The organism is Curtobacterium citri (genome assembly GCF_030362955.1).
GTDB classification, from domain to species: Bacteria; Actinomycetota; Actinomycetes; order Actinomycetales; family Microbacteriaceae; genus Curtobacterium; species Curtobacterium citri.
The window spans coordinates 424,770-447,692 of record NZ_JAUCML010000002.1 but is presented as its reverse complement, the minus strand read 5'-3'; the positions used below and the strand labels follow the sequence as shown (position 1 = coordinate 447,692).

19 protein-coding genes are annotated in these 22,923 nt (G+C 74.0%); 14 read left to right on the top strand and 5 right to left on the bottom strand.

Annotation, left to right across the window (positions count from 1 at the left end; all coding sequences use genetic code 11):
* Window positions 1-14 precede the first annotated feature (14 nt).
* A complete protein-coding gene (locus tag QUG92_RS04540) occupies window positions 15-800 on the top strand; it encodes a putative protein N(5)-glutamine methyltransferase (protein ID WP_289457827.1) in 786 nt (261 codons plus the stop codon).
* A 103-nt stretch (window positions 801-903) separates the two neighbouring features.
* Here the strand turns inward: QUG92_RS04540 and QUG92_RS04535 are convergent, their stop codons facing one another.
* Window positions 904-2,511, bottom strand: a complete 1,608-nt coding sequence (locus tag QUG92_RS04535) for a molybdopterin-dependent oxidoreductase (RefSeq protein WP_289457825.1) — start codon at window positions 2,509-2,511, stop codon at window positions 904-906.
* Window positions 2,512-2,716: 205 nt separating this feature from the next.
* On the opposite strand from QUG92_RS04535, the gene QUG92_RS04530 reads away from it, so the two are divergent.
* Complete coding sequence (locus QUG92_RS04530; protein WP_182045475.1) at window positions 2,717-3,319, top strand: hypothetical protein; 603 nt, start codon at window positions 2,717-2,719, stop codon at window positions 3,317-3,319.
* Between the two features lie 89 nt (window positions 3,320-3,408).
* Here the strand turns inward: QUG92_RS04530 and gnd are convergent, their stop codons facing one another.
* The gene (gene gnd, locus QUG92_RS04525) at window positions 3,409-4,881 is read right to left on the bottom strand and encodes an NADP-dependent phosphogluconate dehydrogenase (RefSeq protein WP_289457823.1); all 1,473 of its coding nucleotides are present in this window, start codon (window positions 4,879-4,881) and stop codon (window positions 3,409-3,411) included.
* Window positions 4,882-5,007: 126 nt separating this feature from the next.
* Between gnd and QUG92_RS04520 the strand changes: the two genes are divergently transcribed.
* A complete protein-coding gene (locus QUG92_RS04520; RefSeq protein ID WP_289457821.1) occupies window positions 5,008-5,547 on the top strand; it encodes a gluconokinase in 540 nt (179 codons plus the stop codon).
* A 20-nt stretch (window positions 5,548-5,567) separates the two neighbouring features.
* On the opposite strand, the gene QUG92_RS04515 is transcribed toward QUG92_RS04520, so the two are convergent.
* The gene (locus QUG92_RS04515; protein ID WP_289457819.1) at window positions 5,568-5,816 is read right to left on the bottom strand and encodes an SHOCT domain-containing protein; all 249 of its coding nucleotides are present in this window, start codon (window positions 5,814-5,816) and stop codon (window positions 5,568-5,570) included.
* A gap of 215 nt (window positions 5,817-6,031) precedes the next feature.
* Between QUG92_RS04515 and QUG92_RS04510 the strand changes: the two genes are divergently transcribed.
* On the top strand, window positions 6,032-7,375 hold the full coding sequence (locus QUG92_RS04510; protein ID WP_289457818.1) for a sensor histidine kinase: 1,344 nt from the start codon (window positions 6,032-6,034) through the stop codon (window positions 7,373-7,375).
* Between the two features lie 17 nt (window positions 7,376-7,392).
* Window positions 7,393-8,067 (top strand): response regulator, encoded by a 675-nt coding sequence (locus QUG92_RS04505; protein WP_289457817.1) that lies wholly within the window; start codon window positions 7,393-7,395, stop codon window positions 8,065-8,067.
* Here the strand turns inward: QUG92_RS04505 and QUG92_RS04500 are convergent, their stop codons facing one another.
* Window positions 8,068-8,721: a class I SAM-dependent methyltransferase gene (locus QUG92_RS04500; protein WP_289457815.1), complete on the bottom strand. Its 654-nt coding sequence runs from the start codon at window positions 8,719-8,721 to the stop codon at window positions 8,068-8,070.
* 93 nt (window positions 8,722-8,814) lie between these two features.
* Window positions 8,815-12,297: an SdrD B-like domain-containing protein gene (locus QUG92_RS04495; RefSeq protein ID WP_289457814.1), complete on the bottom strand. Its 3,483-nt coding sequence runs from the start codon at window positions 12,295-12,297 to the stop codon at window positions 8,815-8,817.
* Between the two features lie 234 nt (window positions 12,298-12,531).
* Between QUG92_RS04495 and manD the strand changes: the two genes are divergently transcribed.
* The 9 genes from manD to QUG92_RS04450 all read left to right on the top strand — a co-directional run bounded on the left by manD (window position 12,532) and on the right by QUG92_RS04450 (window position 22,873).
* Window positions 12,532-13,896 (top strand): D-mannonate dehydratase ManD, encoded by a 1,365-nt coding sequence (manD, locus tag QUG92_RS04490; protein WP_289457813.1) that lies wholly within the window; start codon window positions 12,532-12,534, stop codon window positions 13,894-13,896.
* Between the two features lie 31 nt (window positions 13,897-13,927).
* Window positions 13,928-14,791 (top strand): hypothetical protein, encoded by an 864-nt coding sequence (locus tag QUG92_RS04485; RefSeq protein WP_289457812.1) that lies wholly within the window; start codon window positions 13,928-13,930, stop codon window positions 14,789-14,791.
* Between the two features lie 128 nt (window positions 14,792-14,919).
* Window positions 14,920-16,122, top strand: coding sequence for a sensor histidine kinase (locus tag QUG92_RS04480; protein WP_289457811.1), 1,203 nt, complete (start codon window positions 14,920-14,922; stop codon window positions 16,120-16,122).
* Complete coding sequence (locus tag QUG92_RS04475; protein WP_289457809.1) at window positions 16,119-16,775, top strand: response regulator transcription factor; 657 nt, start codon at window positions 16,119-16,121, stop codon at window positions 16,773-16,775. The genes QUG92_RS04480 and QUG92_RS04475 overlap by 4 nt, the downstream gene beginning before the upstream one ends.
* 8 nt (window positions 16,776-16,783) lie before the next feature.
* A complete protein-coding gene (locus tag QUG92_RS04470; protein ID WP_289457808.1) occupies window positions 16,784-17,743 on the top strand; it encodes a hypothetical protein in 960 nt (319 codons plus the stop codon).
* 425 nt (window positions 17,744-18,168) lie between these two features.
* Entirely contained in the window at window positions 18,169-19,551 is a 1,383-nt protein-coding gene (locus QUG92_RS04465) for an RbtT/DalT/CsbX family MFS transporter (RefSeq protein ID WP_289457806.1), read from the top strand.
* A 293-nt stretch (window positions 19,552-19,844) separates the two neighbouring features.
* Window positions 19,845-20,483 carry a 50S ribosomal protein L25/general stress protein Ctc gene (locus QUG92_RS04460; RefSeq protein WP_182045464.1) on the top strand — a complete coding sequence of 213 codons (639 nt, stop codon included), beginning with the start codon at window positions 19,845-19,847 and terminating at the stop codon, window positions 20,481-20,483.
* A gap of 30 nt (window positions 20,484-20,513) precedes the next feature.
* Window positions 20,514-21,098 (top strand): aminoacyl-tRNA hydrolase, encoded by a 585-nt coding sequence (gene pth / locus QUG92_RS04455; RefSeq protein WP_289457803.1) that lies wholly within the window; start codon window positions 20,514-20,516, stop codon window positions 21,096-21,098.
* A 161-nt stretch (window positions 21,099-21,259) separates the two neighbouring features.
* Complete coding sequence (locus QUG92_RS04450; RefSeq protein ID WP_289457801.1) at window positions 21,260-22,873, top strand: NHL repeat-containing protein; 1,614 nt, start codon at window positions 21,260-21,262, stop codon at window positions 22,871-22,873.
* Window positions 22,874-22,923 lie beyond the last annotated feature (50 nt).

Below are 22,923 nucleotides of genomic sequence, written 5' to 3'. Positions count from 1 at the left end.
CGGCGGGCTGAGTCGTGCCTGGCGTCCATCCCGCCCGTGCCGCGCTCGCGGCGCGACTCCGTGCCGCCGGCAGCGTCTTCGCCGAGGACGAGGCCGACCTGCTCCTCGACGCCGGTGACGGCGACCCCGTGCGGCTGCGCGGACTGGTCCAGCGGCGGCTCGCGGGTGAGCCGCTCGAGGTCGTGCTCGGGTGGGCGGCGTTCGACGGGCACCGTGTCCGCGTCGTGCCCGGGGTGTTCGTGCCCCGGACCCGCACGACGGTCGTCGTCGAGCACGCTGCGCGGCGGCTGCAGCGCTACGACCGGGTGGTCGACCTGTGCTGCGGCGTCGGTGCGGTCTCGGTGGCGCTGCTCGGACGCGTCGGAGCGCTCGACCTGGTCGCCGCGGACATCGACCCGGACACGGTCGACGTCGCGGCCGAGAACATCGGCGACCGCGGGATCGTCGTGCTCGGCGACCTCTTCGACCCCCTGCCGGAGCGCTTCCGCGGCGCCGTCGACGTCCTCGCCGTGAACGCGCCCTACGTGCCGACGGGTGCGGTGGCGACGATGCCGACCGAGGCACGCGACCACGAACGGCGGGTCGCGCTCGACGGCGGTGCGGACGGCCTCGACGTGCACCGGCGCATCGCCGCCGGCGCGGGGGAGTGGCTGCGTCCCGGTGGTGCGGTCGTCATCGAGGTGTCCGCGGAGCAGGCCGCCGCGTCCGCCGCGGCCTTCGCAGCCGCGGGCTTCGCGGTGTCGGTCGAGACCGACGACGAGGTCGACGGCACGTGCGTCGTGGCGGTCCGTCCGTCCTGACGCGCGGTGCCGCGGTCGGCAGGTCCGGCGGCGCTGACCGTGGTCGTCGGGCTGGCGCCGACCGTGGTCGTCGGGTCAGCCGACGCTGACCGTGGTCGTCGGGTCAGCCGGCGCTGACCTGCACGGTGTGCCAGCCGGTCGCGCCGTTCGGTGCGGGCGGGCGCTGGACGCTCGTCTGCACCTGGCCGTCCGCGCTCGTCGCCCGGACCTCGATGCGGTGCGATCCCGCCGACGGGGTCCAGCGGTGCACCCACTGCCGCCAGGTGTCCGCCGACACGGAGTCCGCGAGCTCGGCGTCCTGCCACGCCCCGTCGTCGATGCGGACCTGCACGCTCTTCACCCCGGTGTGCGGGTGCCAGGCCACGCCGGCGATCGCGACCGGCTCGCCGGCGGGCAGCGAGGCACCACCGCGGGGCGTGTCGATCCGGGACTCGAGCTTGACGGGGCCGCGCTCCGACCAGCCGCGGGGCGTCCAGTAGCCCTGGGCGTCCGCGAAGCGGGTGACCTCGAGCTCCGTGACCCACTTCGTCGCGGAGACGTAGCCGAAGAGCCCGGGCACGACCATCCGCACCGGGAAGCCGTGCTCGGGCGGCAGGGGGTCGCCGTTCATGCCCACCGCCAGCAGCGCTGCGGTGTCCTCGTCCTGCAGTACGTCGAGCGGGGTGCCGGCGGAGAACCCGTCGATGCTCCGTGAGAGCACCATGTCGGCGTCGTCGTGCACCCCCGCACGTGCCAGGAGCGACCGGATCGGGTAGCCGAGCCAGAGCGCGTTGCCGATGAGGTCCCCGCCGACCTCGTTCGACACGCAGCTGAGCGTCGCCATGTGCTCCTCGAGCGGCAGGGCGAGCAACTCGTCCCACGTGAGCTCGACCTCCCGGTCCACGGCGCCGTGGATGCGGAGCCGCCAGTCGGCCGGGTCGATCGACGGCACCCGGAGCGCGGTGTCGATGCGGTAGAAGTCGGCGTTCGGCGTGACGTACGGGGTGACGCCGTCGACGTCGAGGGACGCGCCTGCGGGGACCGCGGTCTCGCGTGACGCCGCGGCCGGCAGACGGATGGCTCGGCGCGCGGCCGCCGCCGCCTGCAGCGAGGCGGTGCCGATGCGGGAGGCTCCGCCCACCACGACAGCGGCGGCGGCGGTCGCGACGCCCCACACGAGGAAGACCCGCCGTTCGGTCGCGGCCGGTCGCGGCGACGCGGACGGCACCGCTGCCGCCGCCTCCCACCGTCGGAGCTTCTGCAGCAGGACCCGGAGCACGACCACGGCCGCCGCGACACCGAGCACGGTCGGCGCGCCGTCCCACGTGCCGCTGCCCGACCGGGTCGTCACGGCGAACAGCGCGAGCGCGCCACCGACGGCGAAGACGAGGGCACCGAACGGCGGACGGGCGCGCTCGAGGACCCCCGCTCCCGCGCTCACGGCGACGGTGATGACGGCCATCAGCACGAACAGCGCGACCTTGTCACCGGTCCCGAAGAGTCCGACCATCACGTTCTTGGCGGCCGGGGGAGCGAGGTCGATGACCGCCGAACCGACCGCGACGAGCGGACTGCCGGCGCCGCCGAGCAGCAGGGCGCCGAGCTCGGCCACGGCGAGGAAGGCCACGATCGCGACGACCCCACACGCGGCGGCGAGCAGGCGCGGCCGACGGAGCGGCGTCGGTGCTGCTGGCGGGGCCGGTGCCGTGCTCGGGGACGCTGTCGTGCTCACCCGTGCAGCGTAGGTCGACCGGGCCGCGGACGGGCTGACAGTCGGCGCGGCGGCCGGGTTCGTCGAGCGTTCACGGCGGCGGGCCAGCGGCACCGGCGACTGCCGTGCGAGGATCGGGAGCGTGTTGGACCGACCAGACCGCCGAGCCCGTCGCGGTCCTCGGCGTCCGTCACGCCCGACGAGTCCGGTCGCGCGGCGCCTCGCGGTGCTGCGCTGGGTCCTGCTCGGGATCTGGACCGCACTCGTCGTCAGCCGCATCGTCGTCGTCGCGTCCGCCCCGCACACCGGACTCACCTTCTTCGGCATCGCCGAGGCCGTCGCCGTGACGGTGGGGGTCGCGGCGGTCGTGGTCGCGGTCGTCCGCGCCCGGTCGGTGCGTCGTCGTCGCGCCGACGAGGCCCTCGCCCTCGCGATCCGGCGGATCGACCCGACCGTCTGGCTCGTCCCGGCCGCCCCCACACCCGAACTCCGTGCCGACGTGCACGACGCCCGTCCCGAGGTGACGCTCGGCGACCGGGTGACGTGGGCGTTCGGCGCGACCGAGGCCAGTCTGTGGGAGCTCGAGGAGCGTCGGGCCACGCGGCTGCTCGTGATCCGTTGGAGCCGGATGGTGCACGTCGGGATCGAGGACGTGACCGGCCAGCGGAACGCGAGCGCCGTCGCGATGCACTACGTGCGGCCGGACGACACCGCCGCGGTGGCGACCTTCTTCGTCCGGGCGGCTCCCGGTTCGCGGCGGCTGCTCGGCCGGGGGCCGCGGCTCACCCGGCTGGTCGCCGACCTGGCCCGGGAGCGCATCGTCGCCTGAGCCGGACGGGCGTCCGAGCCGGGTCGTCGGCACAGCACAGGCCCCCGTCGTCCGACGGAGGCCTGCGCCGTGCGTGCAAGGAGACCGGCTCAGTGCGTGGACGGCTCCTGCTCGACCTCGCGGCGGTCGTCGTCCGACCACAGCGTGTGGAACGTGCCGTCCTTGTCGATGCGCTGGTAGGTGTGCGCGCCGAAGAAGTCGCGCAGCCCCTGGATCAGCGACGCGGGGAGCCGGTCGGACGCGAGCGAGTCGAAGTACGCGAGCGCGGACGAGAAGCCCGGTGCGGGGACGCCCGAGGCGGCAGCGATCCCGACGATGCGACGCCAGGCGGCCTCGCCCTCCTTGACCGCGTCGGCGAAGTACGGGTCCACCAGCAGCGACTCGAGCTCGGGGTTCTTGTCGTACGCCTCGACGATGCGGTTGAGGAACTGCGCGCGGATGATGCACCCGCCGCGCCAGATCTTCGCCATGTCACCGAGCGAGATGTCCCAGTCGTACTCCTTCGCCCCCGCGATGATGAGGTCGAAGCCCTGCGCGTACGCGACGACCTTCGACGCGTAGAGCGCCGCGCGGACGTCGTCCTCGAACCCGTCCGGCACGTCGACCACGTCGGGGCGGTCGGGGAACGCCTGCTGCACGGCGGCGCGCTGGCTCGGCTTCGAGGACACCGCGCGGGCGAAGACCGCCTCGCCGATGCCGGACACGGGGACGCCGAGTCCGACGGCGTTCTGCACCGTCCAGACGCCGGTGCCCTTCGAGCCCGCCTCGTCGCGGATGACGTCGACCAGGGCCTTGCCGGACTCGGGGTCCTGCTGCTTGAGGACCTCGCCGGTGATCTCGATGAGGTACGACTCGAGGTCGCCCTCGTTCCACTGCTCGAAGACCTTCACCAGGTCGTCCGTGGAGTGCCGACCGACGCGGCGCAGCAGGTCGTACGACTCGGCGATGAGCTGCATGTCGGCGTACTCGATGCCGTTGTGGACCATCTTGACGAAGTGTCCGGCACCGTCGGTGCCGACGTGGGTGACGCACGGCTCACCCTCGGCGACCGCGGCGATCGACTTCAGGATCGGTCCCAGGGTCTCCCAGGCCTCGTCCGAGCCGCCGGGCATGATCGACGGGCCCTTCAGCGCGCCCTCCTCGCCACCGGAGATGCCGGTACCGACGAAGTTCAGGCCCTTGTCGCGCAGGTCGTGCTCGCGGCGGATGGTGTCGTGGAAGTTGGCGTTGCCGCCGTCGACGATGATGTCGCCCTCCTCGAACCGCTCGGCGAGCTGCCCGATGACGGCGTCGGTGCCCTTGCCGGCCTGCACCATGATGATCGCGGTGCGCGGCTTCGACAGCGAGGCCACGAAGCCGTCGATGTCCTCGGAAGCGATGAAGCCCATGTCCCCGTGCTCGTCGACGAGCTCCTGGGTGCGGGCGTAGGTGCGGTTGTAGACCGCGACCGTGTTGCCCTCGCGCGACGCGAGGTTGCGGGCCAGGTTCGACCCCATGACGGCCAGGCCGACCACGCCGATGTTCGCCTTGCCGCCGTCTCCGGGCTGTTCGTTCTCTGCCACGTCGTCTCCTTCGTCCTGGGTCTCGAGGGCCTGCGGTCCTCCCGCCACCGTACGACCGCAGCCCTGGGACGGCACGGGTGTCGCAGCAACTGTGGACGGGAACCGGACGGCCCGTACTGTGGAGGGATGACCGACCGCGACGTCCTCCCGCCCGTGCTCGTGATGGGGGTCTCCGGCTCCGGCAAGTCGACGATCGGGCAGGCACTGGCCGACGCCCTCGCCGAGCAGGGCCAGCCGAGCACCTTCGTCGACGCCGACGACCTGCACCCCGCGGCCAACAAGGAGAAGATGCGGCAGGGCACGCCCCTCACCGACGAGGACCGGTGGCCGTGGCTGGACGCGTGCGCCGCGCGCATCGCCGAGCTCCAGGCCTCCGGGCACCGGTGCGTGATGGCGAACTCCGCGCTCCGCCGTGTCTACCGCGACCGGCTGCGGGCGGCCGCGCCGGACCTGGTGATCGCGTTCCTCGACGGCTCGCACGAGCTGATCGCCGACCGGCAGGCCCACCGCCACCACGAGTACATGCCGTCCTCGTTGCTCGACTCGCAGTTCGCGACGCTCGAGCGGCCGGAGCCCGACGAGGCCGCCGTCGCGGTGTCGATCGAGGGGTCGGTCGACGACACCGTGGCGACGATCACGTCGGCGCTGTCGGTCACCTCCGGCTGAGCGTCAGCTCCCGCCGGACGTCACTTCCGGCCGAGCTCCGACAGCCGCGAGCGGTACTCCTCCGCGTCGATGTCGCCGCGAGCGAAGCGGTCGGCGAGCACCGCGCGGGCGTCGGAGCGGGCGCGCCAGCTGCCGCGGCGCAGGACGCCGAACACGACGACCGCTGCCAGGAACACGAGCAGGAAGAACAGCGGGAAGACGGGGAAGGGGAACCCGCCGCCGTGCCCGTAGGGGCCGACGGCGGCGATGGTCGAGAGTGCGGTGTGCATGGTGGCCTCCGGTCGTGGTGCGTCACCGGGATCGGTGACGGTGTCAGCCTGGCGGCCGGGAGGCCCGTCCCGCGTCCGCCGTCGAGGCCCACTTCCCGCTCCTCCCGCGGTCGTAGGGAGGCCTCCCCACCGCCGCCGCGTACTCCCCGGGGAGTAGTCCACAGCTCCTGCCCTCGTCCGACGGCACCGCGGCGGGACGACCCTAGGCTCGGGGCATGCGATCCGAACCGGCCGACCCCCTCGCGGTCTCCGACGACCGTGCGCGCGGCGTCCGTCGGTTCGCACGGGTCGGACGGGTGCTGCCGGTCGCCGTCGTGCAGGTCGGCGGCACGCTCCTCGCCGCCCGGTTCCCGGCGGGTGCGCCCGCGGGTGCCGGGGGCGGACCGCCCTGGATGCCGCACGGGCTCGGCGCGGCGGTGTCCGATGCGGCACAGCCCGGTCCGGTCGCGATCGCGCTGCTCGTCGCCGGGGTCGTCGTCCTGCCGTGGCGGTGGCGGTGGCCCAGCGCGGTGCTGCTCGTCACCCTGGTCACCACCGTCGGCTACGCCGTGCTCGTCAGCCCGCGCGGCCCCTTCGTCGCGGCCCTGACGATGGCGGCGGCCAACGCCTGGCTCCGGGGACGCCGGAAGACGGTCGTCGTCGTCATGGCGATCGCCGCCGCGGTGCTCCCGACCGCCGACGACGTGCTGGGACGGGGGTCCGGCCGCGGACTCGACAGCGTCTTCCTCGCGGTCGCCTGGGTGGCGGTGACGCTGTCCGTCTCCGAGCTCGTCCGGGTCCGACTCGACCGAGCCGCCGAGCGTCGTCGGCGCCGAGCCGCGGCGGAGCAGGGACGAGCACGGGACGAGCGGGTGCGGATCGCCCGCGAGCTCCACGACTCGGTCGCCCACAGCATGTCCCTCATCAACCTGCAGGCGGGAGTGGCGCTCCACCTCGGTGCCGACCTGCCCGACCGCACCCGGCAGTCGCTCGCCGACATCCGGGACACCAGCCGCGACGCCCTGGTGGAGCTCCGCACGATCCTCGGCGTCCTGCGCTCGGTGGACGGCCAGGGCGATCCGGGCACCGCGTCCGCGTCGGCGTCGGCGGGTGCCGAGCCCGAGCGGAACCCCGTGCCGGGTCTCGACCGCCTGCCCGACCTCGTCGAACGGGCACGAGCGGCCGGGGTCGACCTCCGCGCCGAGGTGGACGGCGACCCCGCGGCGCTGGACCGCACCACCGACCGCACGGCCTTCCGCATCGTCCAGGAATCGGTGACCAACGTCATGAAGCACGCGCACGACCACCACGCCGTCATCGCGGTCCGGATCGGTCCGGAGGTCGTCGAACTCGTCGTCGAGGACACCGCCGCACCCGACCGCGCCACCGGCGCACCGTCCGTCGCCCCGTTGCTCGGCCCGTCCGGCAACGGGATCATCGGCATGCGCGAGCGTGCGAACGCCGTCGGGGGCACCCTCGCCGCGGGACCGACGGCGTCCGGCTGGCGGATCGCGGCACGGTTGCCCGTCACCGTCGCCCCGGGCACCCCGGCCACGACCGATGCGGCGGCCCGACGGTGAGCCCGACGACGAGCTCGGTGGACAACCCGATCCGGGTCGTGCTGGTCGACGACCAGGTGCTCGTCCGGGCGGGGCTCCGGGCGCTCGTCGAGGCCGAGCCGGGCATGACGGTCGTCGGTGAGGCGGGCGACGGGGACGCCGCCGTCGAGGCCGTCCGACGGGAACGTCCCGACGTCGTCCTCATGGACATCCGGATGCCGGGCACCGACGGGCTCGCCGCGACGCAGCGGATCTCCGCGGACCCCGACCTCGACACCGTGCACGTCGTGATCCTCACCACGTTCGAGGAGGACTCCTACGTCTTCGAGGCGATCCGCGGCGGCGCAGCGGGGTTCCTCGTGAAGGACACCGAGCCGGCCGAGCTGCTCCGGGCCGTCCGCACCGTGCACGCGGGGGAGTCGCTGCTCTCACCCCGCGCCACCCGTTCCCTCGTCGCCGCGTACGCCACCCACGCGAAGCCGTCCTCGTTGGCGCCGGCGCTCGACGCCCTCACCGAACGGGAGCGCCAGGTCATGCAGCTCGTCGCGCTGGGGCTGACGAACACAGAGATCGCCGAGCGCCTGTTCGTCAGCCCGATGACCACGAAGACCCACGTCTCGCGCGCGATGATCAAGCTCGGGGCGCGCGACCGTGCGCAGCTCGTGGTCTTCGCCTACGAGACCGGACTCGTCACGCCCGGATGGCAGCCCTGATCACCGGCTGACGGCGGACACGGCCGCGTGCGGACGCATGCCAGGGTCGATCCGCTGCTGCACGTCGACGACCGTGAACCCGGCGCGCTCGAGGACGTCGGCCATCTGCGCCACCGGCCAGCGGTGGGCGGTCGTCACGGCGTGGTCGAACGGCTCGAGCGCCTCGCCCGCGAAGAAGCCGACGAGCAAGCCGCCTCCGGGCACGAGGACCCGGCGGAACTCGGCCAGCGCTCCCGGGACACGGTCGGGGGCGTGGTGCACGAGCGAGTACCAGGACAGCACCCCGCCGATCGAGTCGCCCGGCAACCCGGTGGTCTCGAAGGAGCCCACCCGGAAGTCCACGTCCGGTGCCGCCGCGCGGGCGAGCTCGACGAAGCGCGGCACGCTGTCGAGACCGACGACCGGGTGCCCCCGTCCGGCGAGGTGCGCCGTCCAGTGCCCCGGGCCGCACCCGGCGTCCAGGACGGTGCCGGTGACCCCGTCCGCCCACGACTCGACGAGTGACCGGTCCGCCGGGTGCACGGCGTGCATCGAGCCGAGCACCTGCGCGTACTCGTCGGCTCGGTCGCTGTAGGCCTCGACGACCAGGCGTCCGGCGCGGCGATCGCGGTCCCCACGGTCGACGGGGAGCGGGTCCGCGCGGTCCTCGTGCACGACCACGACGCTACCGTGCCGCGTCGCGGCGGGCAGGAGACGCAGACGTCGACGGGACCGGCCGCCCGACGGCGGACCGGTCCCGTCCGGCGATCACGTCCGGGCGGTCGGCAGCGATCCCTCGTCGTCCGTGCCCGGACCGTCGCTGCCCGGCACGTCCGTCGTGAGCCGCCGCCGTCGCCGGGTGGCGAGCGCGGTGCAGCCGGTCGCGAGCAGCGCCAGCGCCAGGGCGCTCGCCGCGGTGATGCTGGTCCCGGTCCACGCCAGGCGCCCGGCGCTCGCGGCCGGGCCGCGCGACCCGTGACCCACCGGACGCCCTCCGTCGCCGTGACCGCTGCTCCCGCCGCCCGGTCCGGACCCGGACCCGGAACCGTCGCCGACTCCGTCCCCGTTGCCGTCACCCGGACCGGGCCCGGGGTCCGTCGCCGTGTCGTCCTCGACGAGACCCGCGTCGACGGTCTCGTCACGCGTCACACCCTCGAGGGCGCCGTCCGCGCCCGAGCGGCGGTCCAGCGTGACGACCGGTGTCGTCCCGTCCTGGTCGGCGTCGGAGTCGACCGCCGGGTCGTCGCCGACGTGCCTCGCGGTGAAGTGCGCTCCTTCCGGGGCGGTGAAGCGGACGCGGTACTGCCCGGGGCGCAACCCGTCGAAGCCGTAGTCGCCGTCGACGTCCGTCGTGACGGAGCGCTCGACCGTCGCACCGCGGTCGTCGGTCCCGGTCAGCGTGACGGGGACACCGCCGGCGCCCGGCTCGTCGTCGTCCTGCAGGCCGTCGTCGTTCCGGTCGTCCCAGACGCGGTCGCCGATCGCACCCGCGACGACGCGGACGGCCGACGGGTTCGACTGCACCGGCAGCGCCAGGTCCGACGTCCGGAGCCCGAACCGGTTGACGTAGGTGTCACCGTCGCGCGCGCCGGTCGTCGCGAGCTCGACGCGGTGTGACACGGTCGCACCGCTCGCCAGCGAGGCCGCACGCTCGATGCGGACCGCCGTGACCGCCGCGAGGGACTCCGGACAGCCCGCCGAACCCAGGTCCGACCCGGTGCACCAGCGGGTGCTCCCGCCGGGCTGGTTGCTCGCGTCGGCGCCGTCGAGCGACACGGTGGACGGCGCCGCGTCGGTGTAGCGCACGGTCTCGTCGCCCTCCGGGTCCGTCGAGACCGGGGTCGCCAGCCCGACACTGCCGTGGAACGACGACCCGCGACGGTCGTCACGGTGCGGCAGCACGTCGATCAGGTCGAGACCGCTGATCGTCGTGTCGTCGGTGTCGGTGGCGCCGAGGTCCCACTCGAGGTGGTCCCCGGCCACGACCACCGGTGTCGGCGTGGTCTTCTCCACCCCGACCCCGCCGGTCGTCACGACCTGCAGCCCGCGATGGGCGGTGCGCCAGCGTTCGTCGGACCGGTCGGTGGGCGCCGCCACGGTGGCGGTGTTCGTGATCGACCCGGCCGGCGCCGACCCGTCGACCTCGGCCGTGTACGTGATCGGGGTGATCCGCGAGTTCGGGTGGACGTCGTGCAGCGTCCAGGTCAGCCGCTGCTGCCGCTGCCCGTCGGCGGACCCCACCGTGTCGACCACGGGCTCCTCGGACGCGCTGCCGTCGACGTACGAGGTGTGCGGCGGGAGGACGTCGCGGACCGTGACGTCGGTCGGCTCCCCGTCGGCGAACCCGTTCGTCAGGGTCGGTCGGAGCGCGAAGTCGACGGTGTTGCCCGGGACGACCGCGTCCGTCCGGTCCGGGGTGTCGTCGGCGTCGTGCCCGGGGTCGACGACGACCTTGCCGACGCGCGCCAGGTCCTCGGTGAGCACGACGCTGTCGGCCAGCCCACCGGCACCGAGCACGGGGTCCTGCTGGTCGTGCACCCACCCGGGACGCTGGTCGCCGAAGTGGGCGTGCCCGAAGTCGTACGCACGGGTGCCGTCGGCGGCGCGACGGGTCGTGACGGTCGAGTACAGCCCGCCGCTGCCGCCACCGCGCAGGTCACCGGTCACCCGGACGGCGCCGACCGCGGCGATCCCGCCGGGGACGTCGTCCGGGTCGTCGTACCAGGGGCCGTCCGCGTCGTCACACGTCTGCACCTGGCCCTGCGCCGGGGACGCCATGTCGAAGGCGGCGTACTGCACCCGGGCGTGGTCGAACCCGGTGGTCCACGCGGGAGCGCGCTTCCCGACGGCCGTGAGGCGCTGGGTGCGGCGGTCGAACGTGTCGCAGAGTGCGGCGTCCCGGTACGCCGCGAGTCCGGTGTTCGTCATCGCGACGTCGCTCCGGAGCAGGGTGCCGCCGGTCGCCCACGGATCGCCCTCCCTCGCGGAGCCCGCGGTGGTCGTGGTGCCGTCGTCCCCGAGCCGCCAGAGTCGCTTGCCAGCGGTTCCCGGACCGAGTTCGACCAGGTTCCGCGACGCGTGGTTGTCCGCGGTCGGCTCCGTGCCGCCGCCGAAGTTCGGCGCCCCGCCGACCGAGGTCGTCTGCAGCGCCGTGTAGGTGTTCACGGACTCGACCGAGGTCGTCACCGTCGGGGTGGGCATCCAGAGGCTGATCCAGCCGCTGACGACGTAGGGCTCCACGCCGCCGCTGATCGGCCCGCCGGTGACGCTCCGGGTGGGGATCCGCGACGCGTCGGTGACGGCACCGGTGATCGTGACGCCGACGTCGGCACCCGGGCCGGACTGCGTGCAGGTGATCGTGCCCGAGTCGACGACCGCGCGGTCCCCGCCGCCGCGACCACCCGGCAGACCGCCGAACTGCACACCGTCCTCGCCGTTCCGACCGCACGCGGGGCGACCGCCGTTCCACAGCACCGCGCCGGACGGGCGGTCGCCGAGCAGGCGGGACACGTCGTCGGTGAAGGTCATGTCACCGGTGCTCCGCTCGAAGCCGAGCACGCCCTGCCCGGGGACGGGCGACTGCCAGTCCACGGTCATCGGGTAGACGAGCCGGATGCCGGGGGTGCCGTCCGGCCCCGGGGCGTCGGTCGTCAGGACGGAGCCGACCACCTGCTTGCTGAGGTCGTACCGTGGAGCAGCGGACACCGTCGTGGTCGCCGAGGTCACGGGAGCGGTCGTGTCGGCGTCGTCCGCCGTGGCGGTGCCGGTCACGGCGATGCGGTCGCCGTTCCGCAGGTCGCCGGAGACGTGGAGCACGACGGGGACGGCCACGGCGTGCCCTCCGGCGACGTCGCCGAGGACGCAGGTGAGTCGTCGGCCCGTGATCGCCGAACCGGGACCGCGGCAGGGCAGCGGGACCCCGTCCCAGCTGGTGCCGTCGGGGGCGTCCAGCACGAAGCGTTCGTCGTGCGCGGTGCCACCGTCCGCGTTGACGGTCGCCCGGTAGGTGACGGAGTCCTCCGTGCGGACGACGCCGTTCGCGGGACCGGAGTCACGAGCCGGTCCGTCGTCCGGGGTGAACGGGCCACGACCGTCCGCGGCGACGTCGAGGGCGAGTCCGACGGTCGCGGCAGGCGTGGCGCTCGCGGCAGGCGTGGCGGTCGCAGCGGCGGCGGGCGCGACCGGGACGAGCCCGACGGCGAGCGCGACGACCGCTGCCGCGGAGCGGAGGGGGACAGGTTGACGGGGCATGACGCTCCTCGGTCGGGGGTGCAGGGCCGTCCATCTGTAACTCCGAGCGGCTCCCGGTGACCACAATCCCACATATGACATGTCGAGTTTCGCAGTGCGTCGGGTGCTCCGCGCTTCATCCCGTGGCGATCCCGGCGCCCCCGGGGCAGACTCGACGTGCACGTCGCGCTCGCCGTGACCGCACCCGCACCGCCGCGGCACGCTCCGCGGTCCCGCCGACGAAGGAGTCCCCGCATGACCGACGCCAGCCACGCGAGCACCACGAACCCGGCCGCACCTCTCCCCGGCGCGGGCGACGGGGGACCGGCGAGCGATGCGGGGTCGGGACGGCCGGACACGTGGGCCTCGACCGACCGCGGCCAGCTGATCGACCGGGCCGAGGTCGTCGTCACCAGCCCGGACCGGAACTTCGTCACGATGCGGATCACGACCGTCGACGGCGTCACCGGGCTCGGCGACGCCACGCTGAACGGCCGGGAGCTCGCCGTCGCCGCCTACCTGACCGAGCACGTCGTGCCGCTGCTCGCCGGTCGGGACGCCTCGCGCATCGAGGACGCCTGGCAGTTCCTCTACCGCTCGTCGTACTGGCGACGCGGTCCGGTCACGATGGCCGCGATCGCCGCGGTCGACATGGCGCTCTGGGACATCAAGGCCAAGGTCGCCGGCATGCCCCTCTACCAGCTGCTCGGCGGCGCCTCCCGGACCGGACTCATGGCGTACGGGCACGCCTCCGGCAAGGAGCTGCCCGAGCTGTTCGACTCGATCCGCGAGCACCAGGAGGAGGGCTACCGGTCCATCCGGGTCCAGACCGGCGTCCCCGGGCTCGAGAGCATCTACGGCATCGCCTCGAACAGGACGACCGCGGGGAACGCGGGCGTCCGCTACGACTTCGAGCCGGCGCAGCGCGGGGCGTTCCCCGCGATGGAGGACTGGGACACCCGCGCCTACCTGCGGCACGTGCCGACGGTGTTCGAGGCGGTGCGGAACGAGTTCGGCCCCGAGCTGCCGCTCCTGCACGACGGACACCACCGGATGACCCCGCTGCAGGCCGCCGAGCTCGGCAAGAGCCTGGAGCCGTACGACCTGTTCTGGCTCGAGGACTGCACCCCCGCCGAGAACCAGGAGGCGCTCAAGCTCGTCCGCCAGCACACCACGACGCCGCTCGCGATCGGCGAGGTCTTCAACACGATCTGGGACTTCAAGGACATCATCCGCGACCAGCTCATCGATTACGTCCGCGGTGCCGTCACGCACATGGGCGGGATCTCGCCGCTGCGCAAGACGATGGACTACGCGGCGATGTACCAGATCAAGTCCGGGTTCCACGGACCGACGGACATCTCGCCGGTCGGACTCGCGGCGCAGATGCACCTCGGCCTGGCGATCCACAACTTCGGCATCCAGGAGTACATGCAGCACGGCCCCCGGACGAACCAGGTGTTCCGGCAGACGTTCACGTTCACCGACGGCTTCCTGCACCCGGGCGACGAGCCGGGTCTCGGCGTGACGCTCGACGTCGACGAGGCCGGGAAGTACCCCTACGAGCAGGCGTACCTGCCGTTCAACCGCCTGGCCGACGGGACCGTCCACGACTGGTAGCGGCTCCCGCAGCGCCGGGCATGCTGGGTGCGTGGAGTTCGCGGAGGTGGCGAGGGAACTGCTACTCGTCGCGCCCGCGGACTTCGTGCGTGAGCGCACCGCGCGACAGCGTGCCGTGCGGAAGGACGACCGGGCGCTGGCCACCAGGATCGGTGGCCTGCGGAAGCCCGCGCCCGCCGCCTGGGTGGTCGACCTGCTCGCGCACGAGGGTGCCCTCGACGAGGCCGTGGACCTGGGCCCGGCGATCCGGCAGGCACAGGCCGACGCGGACCCCGCGGCGATCCGGCAGCTCCGGCAGCAGCGCGGCGCGGTCGTGACGGCACTCGCGCAGGCCGGCGCCGACCTGGCCTCGCACGCCGGGCACCCGGCGACGTCGGCGGTGCTCGACCAGGTCCGCGCCACGATCGAGGCCGCGATGACGGATCCGCACGCCGGTGCCGCGGTCCGCTCGGGACTGCTCGTCCGACCCCTCGAGAGCGCCGGGTTCGAGGCGGTCGACCTCGACGGCGCGCTCGCCGACCCGGACGCCGTCCCCGATGCGTGGTCCGGCACCGACGCCGAACCCATCCCGATCACCAGCGCGAGGCGGACGCGGGAGGCGAGCCGCGCCTCCCGGCCGGACCCCGGACCGCGAGCGGAACCGGAGTCGGAGGAACAGCCGACGCCGGCGGCCGATCCGGCGGCGGAACGCCGCGCCGCCCGCGAGGCCGAGTCGGTGGCCCGGAGCGAGTCCCGCGACGCCGACGCCGCGCTCGACGCCGCGGAGTCCGACCTCGAGGCGGCCGAGGACCACCGCTCGGACCTCGAACGGCAGCTCGCCGAGGCGACGGCCGCGGTCGGACGTGCCGAGCGGACCCGCGACGAGGCGGAGGCGGCGAGCGACCGTGCCCGGTAGCTGCTGCGGGCCGCGCAGCGGCACCGTCGCGACGTCGGGCGCTGACGCAGGGCCGGTCCTCATCCCCGCGGATGAAAGCGTCGTCGTCCGGTCGCTGCGGTGGCGACGCCCGCCCTACGCTCGCCGACATGACCTCCTTCCTGCGCCGCCGGGCACGGCACCTCCTGGCTCCCGCCGCCGGCGCCGTGTACCTGGTGCTGTGGATCGTCGCGGAGGCCGGCCGCAGCGACCTGACCGGCCACGTGCTCGTCGTCAGCGCCTTCGCGGTCGCGATCGGTCTGGCGAACTGGATGCCCGCCACGGCGCTCGGGCTCGTCGTGGTCGTGCCGCTGCTCCAGGCGCTGCACCTGCTGCCCGGACCGCAGGCCACGACGTGGCCGACCTACCTGGCCGTCGCGATCGTCGTCGGTCTCGTCGGTGCCGGCCGGTCGGGGCTGCTGCGGTGGCTCGCGGTGCCCGTCCTCGGGCTCGCCAGCGCCGCCGCGGCGTGGGCCATGGCGGTGCCGACCGTGGCCGACCCCGACGTGTGGGGGAACTGGACGGCCTCGCGCTCGGGCACACGGAACGACCTCGTCCTGCTGACCCTGGCGCTCGCCGGCGCGAGCGGGATCGCGTGGGCGGTCGGCGTCGCGGTCGGTGCCGCGTGGCGGATCGGCCTCGCCCGCGTCCGCGTCGTCGAGGCCGAGCGGGAGACCGAGGTCACCACGGCCGAACTCCGTGCGGAGCAGGACCGAGCGCGCATCGCCCGCGACGTGCACGACTCGCTCGCGCACTCGCTCGCGGTGGTCGTGTCGCAGGCCCAGGGCGCCGCGGCCGTCGCGGGTCCGGACGGTCCGACCGCGACCGCCCTCCGCGACATCGCCGACGTGAGCAGGAACGCCCTCGGCGACGTGCGGTCGCTCGTCGAACGGATCCAGGGCTCCGGGCCGGACGCCGTGCACGGGCTGGCGGACGTCCCCGACCTGGTCGAGGACATGCGCGAACTCGGGATGCAGGCGTCCTTCGAGCAGCACGGCGACCCGGTGTCGCTCGGGACCGCCGTCGGCGGTGCCGTGCACCGCATCGTGCAGGAGAGCCTCACGAACGTGCTCAAGCACCAGGGCCGGACCGCGTCAGCGCGGGTGGTGCTCGACTGGCGCGGAGCCGGTCTCGGGATCGTCGTGACCTCGCGCGGCGACGCGCCGCTCGTCCGGCTCGACGGCGTCGGCTCCGGCGTGAACGGCATGCGGGAGCGCGCCCGTCTCGCGGGCGGCTGGCTCCGCGCGGGCGTGGGCGACGAGCCGGACGAGTTCGTCGTCACGGGGTGGCTGCCCGCCGAGGGCACCCGGTGAGCGAGGTCCGCGTCGCCGTCGTCGACGACCAGCCCCTGTTCGCCTCCGGGATGCGGATGCTCGTCGACGCCCAGGACGACATGACCTGCGTCGGCACCGCGGCGGACGGCACCGCTGCACTGGCCCTCTGTGCGGAGGCGGAGCCGGACGTCCTGCTCCTGGACCTCCGGATGCCGGTGCTGAACGGCATCGAGACGACGGCACGACTGGCCGCACGCGGAGGCGACCGCCCGAAGGTCGTCGTGCTCACGACCATCCGGCGGGACGAGGCCGTGCTCGCGGCCCTCCGCGCCGGGGCCGCGGCCTTCCTGACGAAGGACGCGCTGCCCGAGGTCGTGCTCACCACGATCCGCGACGTGCACGAGGGGCGCCCGGCACCGACCGAGACCGAGGCACTCGACCTGCTCCGCGCCGACGGCACCCTCGTCGAGACCCCGCGTGCGGACGAGGTGCTCGACGTCCTGACCGCGCGGGAGCGCGAGGTGTTCCTGCTCGTCGCGAAGGGCCTGAGCAACCAGGAGATCGCGTCGTCGGTGTTCCTCAGCGAGGCCACCGTCAAGACCCACGTCCGCGCGGTGCTGACGAAGCTCGGACTCCGGAACCGGATCCAGGTCGTCATCACCGCACACGAACGCGGCCTCGTCCGCGCCTAGGGGGAACCATGCGCATCACCCAGCGTGCCGCGAAGACCGGCACCCTCGTCCTCGTCGTCGCCGGTCTCGGGGGAGCGGTCCTGCACAGCCTGCCGGAGCCCGCCGACCACGCCGTCCGCCCCACCGCCGATCGGGACCTCGACACGTGGTCGATGCCGCTCGACGGCTACGTCGGACCGGCGGTCGACACGATGTCCTACGCCGAGGAACTGGTCGCGGCGCCCTGTCTCGAGCGGCTCGGGATCGACGGGGCACCACCGTGGGCGACGGTCTCGGGGCTCCGAGCGCTGAGCGAAGCGGACGACTCAGGGGTTCGCGGTAACGTGGCGCCGGCGCTCGCGACGACGAAGCCACTGCTTCCCGCCCTGGTCGAGCGCCGCGGGTACCACGCGATCTCGACCATCGGCGCCAACGTCCAGGCCAGGCGGGCGTGGGCCAACTCTCCCGATCGGACGGCGGCGATCGCGGCAGCGCCGGAGGGAGCGGTCGAGGCCTGCTGGCGTCACGCCCGTCAGGCGCTCGGGACGAACGAGCGCGGCGTCGAGCAGAGCACTGCAGTGGCCGAGCGGCTCACGGCCCTCGCCGCCGCCGACGCCCGGCAAGATCCGTCCGTCATCGCGACCACGGGTGGGTGGCACCGCTGCATGAGCACGGCCGGTCTGGTCGACCTGCCCGAGACACCGAGCGACCTGCCCTCGCAGTCGATGCTCATGGACTACGGGCTGAACTTCCGCGAGGGCACGATCACGGACGCCGAGACCGCCCTCGCCGAGCACGACGTGGCCTGCCAGGAGTCCTCCGGCTACCGACGTGCCCTGTACGACGCGCAGTGGTCTCGTCTCCTGCACGTCACCGCGTCCGACGCCGCAGTCCTCGACGCCGTCCGACCGGACCAGGTCGCGGTGGCGGAGCGCGTCGCGGCGACGATCGAGCGGCTCGCGCCGCCGGCGCCGGAGGGCGTCGACTGAGCCGCGGTCGCGGGCAGGTGGTCCTGGGGGGACCGGCCCGCGGCCGCAGGGGAAGGGTGCGCAGCCGCAGCCGCAGCCGCAGCCGCAGCCGCAGCCGCAGCCCCAGCCGCAGCCGCACCGGAACCCGCACGCCGTCCGCCCGCCGGCGCGCCCCGCCCAGATCGTTGCACAACAGTTGTCGTTCTTGACCGGAACCATTGGAGCGGTCTAATCTCGGACACCATGCTTCGGGCCGGCGATGGTCCGCCGGTGGTCTCCCCTCACAGCACCACGGGGAGCCCCGGGTACAGGACTCGCATCATCGCCGACGCCCCAGACCCCCGCAGCCACCGCGCGGGCGACCGGGAGCGTGGTGCGCGGCGCACCCCGGAGACATGCCGCGATGCCGGGTCGAGCACTCCGGGGCCCTCCAGGAGAGACGACACATGTCGGAACCCCGCACCAACAGCACCAGGACCCTCACCCCGCCGACGGGCACCGCGACACCGGCCGCCACAGCGCCTCCACGCCCGTCGAGCGGCACCGCCACCACCCGGGACGGCCTCCTCGCCCGCCTCGGCATCCCGCACCCGCTGCGCTGGGGCTTCCTCGGCGTGCTCGTCTTCATGACGGGTGACGGCATCGAGTCGAACTTCATCGCGCCGCACATCGCTGGCGTGCTCGGCGTCGGCGGGACCGCCAGCGCGGCGACGATCATCGGCATCTACGGTGTCGCGGTCCTCGTCGCCTCGTACTTCGCCGGCGTGCTCTCCGACCTCTGGGGTCCCCGTCAGGTGATGACCCTCGGCGCCGTCCTCTGGGTGGTGTTCCAGGTCGCGTTCCTCGCGGCACTCCCCACCGCCTCGGTCGGCCTCATCGCGCTGACGTACTTCCTCCGTGGGCTCGGTTTCCCGCTGTTCGCCTTCTCGTTCCTGTGCTGGATCAACCACACGGTCGCCCGGGAGCGGAACGCCACCGCGGTCGGCTGGTTCTACGTGGTGTTCACCGGCGGTCTGCCGACCCTCGGCTCGCTCGTCGCCATCGGGTCGATCCCGGCGTTCGGTGGGGGAGCGACCGGCGAGACGTGGTCGATGGCCCTGTCGCTCCTGTTCGCCGTCGTCGGTTGGGTGATCGTCCGGTTCGGCGTGCACGAGACGACCGGGCTCGGCCGGATCGCCCCGCGTGAGCAGTCGTCGGCTCGGGTGCTCGCCTCCGGCATCGAGGTGTGCGTCAAGCGACCGAAGGTCCTGCTCGCTGTCGTCATCCGGCTCGTGAACACCGCCCCCGAGTTCGGGATGTTCGTGATCATGCCGGCGGTCATCGGGACCGAGCTCGGCTGGGGACAGGCGAAGTGGCTGACCATGACCGTCATCGTCTACGCGGGCAACATCCTCTTCAACGCGTTCTTCGGCGCGCTCGGCGACCGCATCGGCTGGATCCGCACGGTGAAGTGGTTCGGTATCGCGGCCTCGGCGGTCGGTCTCCTCGCCTGGTGGTACGTCCCGCACCTCGTCCCGGCTGGCTCAGAGTGGGGCTTCTGGCTCGCGACCGCGGCCGGCACCCTCTTCGGCATCATGCTCGCGGGCTTCACGCCGATGGGCGCGGTCGTCCCGGCCTTCGCCGGCGAGGAGCGTCGCGGTGCTGCGATGGCCATGTACGCGACCGCGGCCGGCGGCGCCACGTTCCTCGGCAACGCCGTGGTGAGCGCGGTCCTGCCCTGGGGTGGGCCCGGCGGCGTCGTCTGGACCTTCGTCGCCCTCTACGCGGTCGCGTTCGTGGTGCTGTCCTTCCTCAGGCTGCCCCGCGGTGCGGAGGCCGCCGGTCACTAGGCGACCATGCGGGACGGGAGGCGCGTGGCGACCCCGCCACGCGCCTCCCGTCCGTCGCGGTGCCGGACGATCCGTCCGCGGCGCAGCATCCGGACGACACGCCCGGCAGCCCCTGCTAGACTCGTGAACCGACTTCGGCGAGGGCCGCGCATGCGCGGCCGTGATCGACGCGGTAGGGAGACCCGGCCCAGCCCTGGGAGCGTTCCTCACGCGTGCACGCGTTCGAGTTGCAACACCACAGACCCCCCGATGCCGGCACCCCGGCGTCGACCACGACACCAGGAGGCGCCACCATGGCCGACTACACCAAGCTCGCAGCGGAGAACCGCACCAAGTTCGGCAAGGGCGCAGCGCGCAAGCTCCGTGCCGCCGACAAGATCCCCGCGGTCGTCTACGGCCACGGCACCGAGCCGCAGCACATCAGCCTGCCGGGCCACGAGACGATGCTGCTCGTCCGTACCGCGAACGCCGTCGTCGACCTCGACATCGAGGGCTCGGCGCAGCTCGCCCTCGTCAAGGACGTCCAGCGTGACCCGGTGCGCCAGATCATCGAGCACATCGACCTCGTCGTCGTGCGTCGCGGCGAGAAGGTCACCGTCGACGTCCCCGTCGTCGTCACCGGTGAGTCCTTCTCCGGCACCATCCACGTGCAGGACCTCTCCTCGGTCTCGCTGCTCGTCGAGGCGACCGACATCCCGGAGCACGTGACCGTGGACGTCGAGGGCCTCGAGGACGGCACGCAGGTCCTCGCCTCGCAGCTCGAGCTCCCGTCGGGCGCCGAGCTCGAGACCGACGCCGAGGCGCTCGTCGTCCAGATCGTCACCCCGCGTGGCACCGCCGACGACGACGCCGCCGACGAGGCCGCTGCCGAGGCGGGCGCCGAGGCCGGCGCCGAGGGCGGCTCCGCCCCGGTCGACGCCGACTCCGAGTAACAGGCTCTACGGAACGTCTGGCCGACGCTGATGACAGGAACGACCCTCGTCGTGGTCGGGCTCGGGAACCCCGGGCCCGACTACGCGGGCAACCGTCACAACGTCGGCCAGATGGTCCTCGACGAACTCGCGGCCCGCATCGGCGCGACGTTCAAGAAGCACAAGACGCCGAACCAGGTCGCCGAGGGGCGTCTCGTGCCGGGCGGGCCGAAGCTCGTCCTCGCCAAGCCCGGCTCGTTCATGAACACCTCGGGCGGCCCCGTCTCGAGCGTCCTCGGGTTCTACAGCGTCACCCCGGCCGACCTCGTCGTCGTGCACGACGAGCTCGACCTGCCGTTCGACACCGTGCGCCTCAAGGGCAACGGCGGGCACGGCGGTCACAACGGCCTGCGCGACATCATCAAGGCGACCGGTACGAACGAGTTCAGCCGGGTGCGGATGGGCATCGGCCGTCCGCCGGGCCGCCAGGACCCGTCTGATTTCGTCCTGCGCGACTTCTCGCCGACCGAGAAGAAGACGCTGCCGAATCTCCTCGCCGACGGCGCCGACGCCGTCGAGGCGATCGCGGAGCTCGGCCTCCTCGCCGCGCAGCAGCGCGTGCACGCCCCCTCCTGACGGTCCCCGGCCGGGAGGCACGCCCCGCCCCCGCCACGCGACGGCCCCGTCGCCGAGCCGCTGTCCGGTCGGCGCGTGGTCCCCGAAGTGGGGGACCACTCCGTCCCCCGACGATCGGTAGGTTCGCCGCGGGGAGACCGTCCCCGACGAGGGGGACGACCATGGGACCAGCACCGCACCGGGAACGACCGACACCGCGACTCCGGGCTGCCGTGGGCGTGGTGCCCGCAGCGATCGCGGTCATCGCGGTCGGACTGGCCTCGATCCTCACGCAGGACGGCGCGGTCGCCGCCACCGAGACCTGGACCCCGACGAGCGCGGAGACCGCCGCGCCCCCGGTCGCGACGCGCTTCGGTGCACCGAACGACGTGCACCGGGCCGCCGACGGGTCGTTGCTCCTCGCGGACTTCTCGGCGAACGGGCTGCTGCGCCGCGCGGCCGACGGCACCTGGAGCGTCGTCGCGCCCTTCGGGACCGGCAGCGGTGACCTGTGGAACCCCTCGGCGGTCACGACCACCGCGGACGGTCGGATCGTCGTGGCCGAGGCCGGTCGTCCCGCACTCGCCGTGCTCGACGCCGACGGTCGCGTCCTCTCCCGCACGGCGCCGCCCGTCCGCCGAGCGGTGTCCGAGCTCGCGGTGTCGGACACGACCGTGTTCGCCGCGGTCCCGGGGAGCGGCTCGCTCTTCACCGCCGGACTCGGCTCCGACGCGTGGACGACGGTGGCCGGGCCGTGGACCGACCCGAGCGGCGTCGCGGTGTCGACTGACGGCCGGACGCTCACCGTGACGGACGCCGGGGCCGACGAGGTCTGGCAGGTCGACCGTGTGACGGGGACCGCCACGGCACTCGGCTTCCCGGGGGACGCGCAGTCGAGGCTCCGCGGCGTCGCCGTCGACGGGGCCGGCGTCTTCGCGGTGGACAACGGACACGGTGTGGTCTGGGCACGGACAGCCGGTGCATGGACCGCGGCGTTCTCGACGGCTCCGGACGGATCGACGCTGGCGAACCCGACCGCCGTGACGGTCGGACCGGACCGGACGCTCGTCGTCGCGGACTACAACCGGCAGCGGATCGTGACGGCCACGTCCTCCGGTCGCGAGGTTGCCGTCCCGAGCCCGACCGCGACGACCGAGCCCACCGCGGAGCCGACCGCCACGGGCACGCCGGTCCCCGACCCGACCGCCGACCCGACCGCGACGGGCACGCCGGTCCCCGACCCGACCGCGACGGTCGCGCCGACCCCCGATCCGACCCCACTCCCGACGTCGGAGCCGATCCTGACCCCGGCTCCGACGTCGGGTCCCACCGATCCGCCGACCACCCCGACCCCGACCCTGACCCTGACCCCGACGCCGACGCCGACGCCGACGCCGACCCCGACGCCGACGCCGACGCCGGAGCCGACGCCGACGCCGGAGCCGACCCTGACCCCGACGGCGCAGGCGACCGCGACGCCGACGGCCACCGCCGCACCGTCGCCGACGGCGACCAGCGGACCGACAGGTGCCGCGCGACCGGACCCGACCGGCGCCCCCACGGCGGCCCCCGGCCCCGGGGCGACCCCCTCGGACACCGCGGGTGGCACGGACACCGGCACCGCGCCTCCCGGCCGACCGGCAGCCGACCCCGCGGCCACCGGCAGCGACACCGCTGCCGGACCCGGGCGGGGCGCACTGGCCTGGACCGGTGCGACGCCGCTCGCCCCGGCACTGCTCGCCGCCGCGGTCCTCGTCGCAGCCGGCCTCCTGCTGCGTCGTCGACGGCGGAGCTGACCGGCGTGCGCGGCCCGTGTTCGCCGGCCGCGCACGCCGAACCGCGTGTC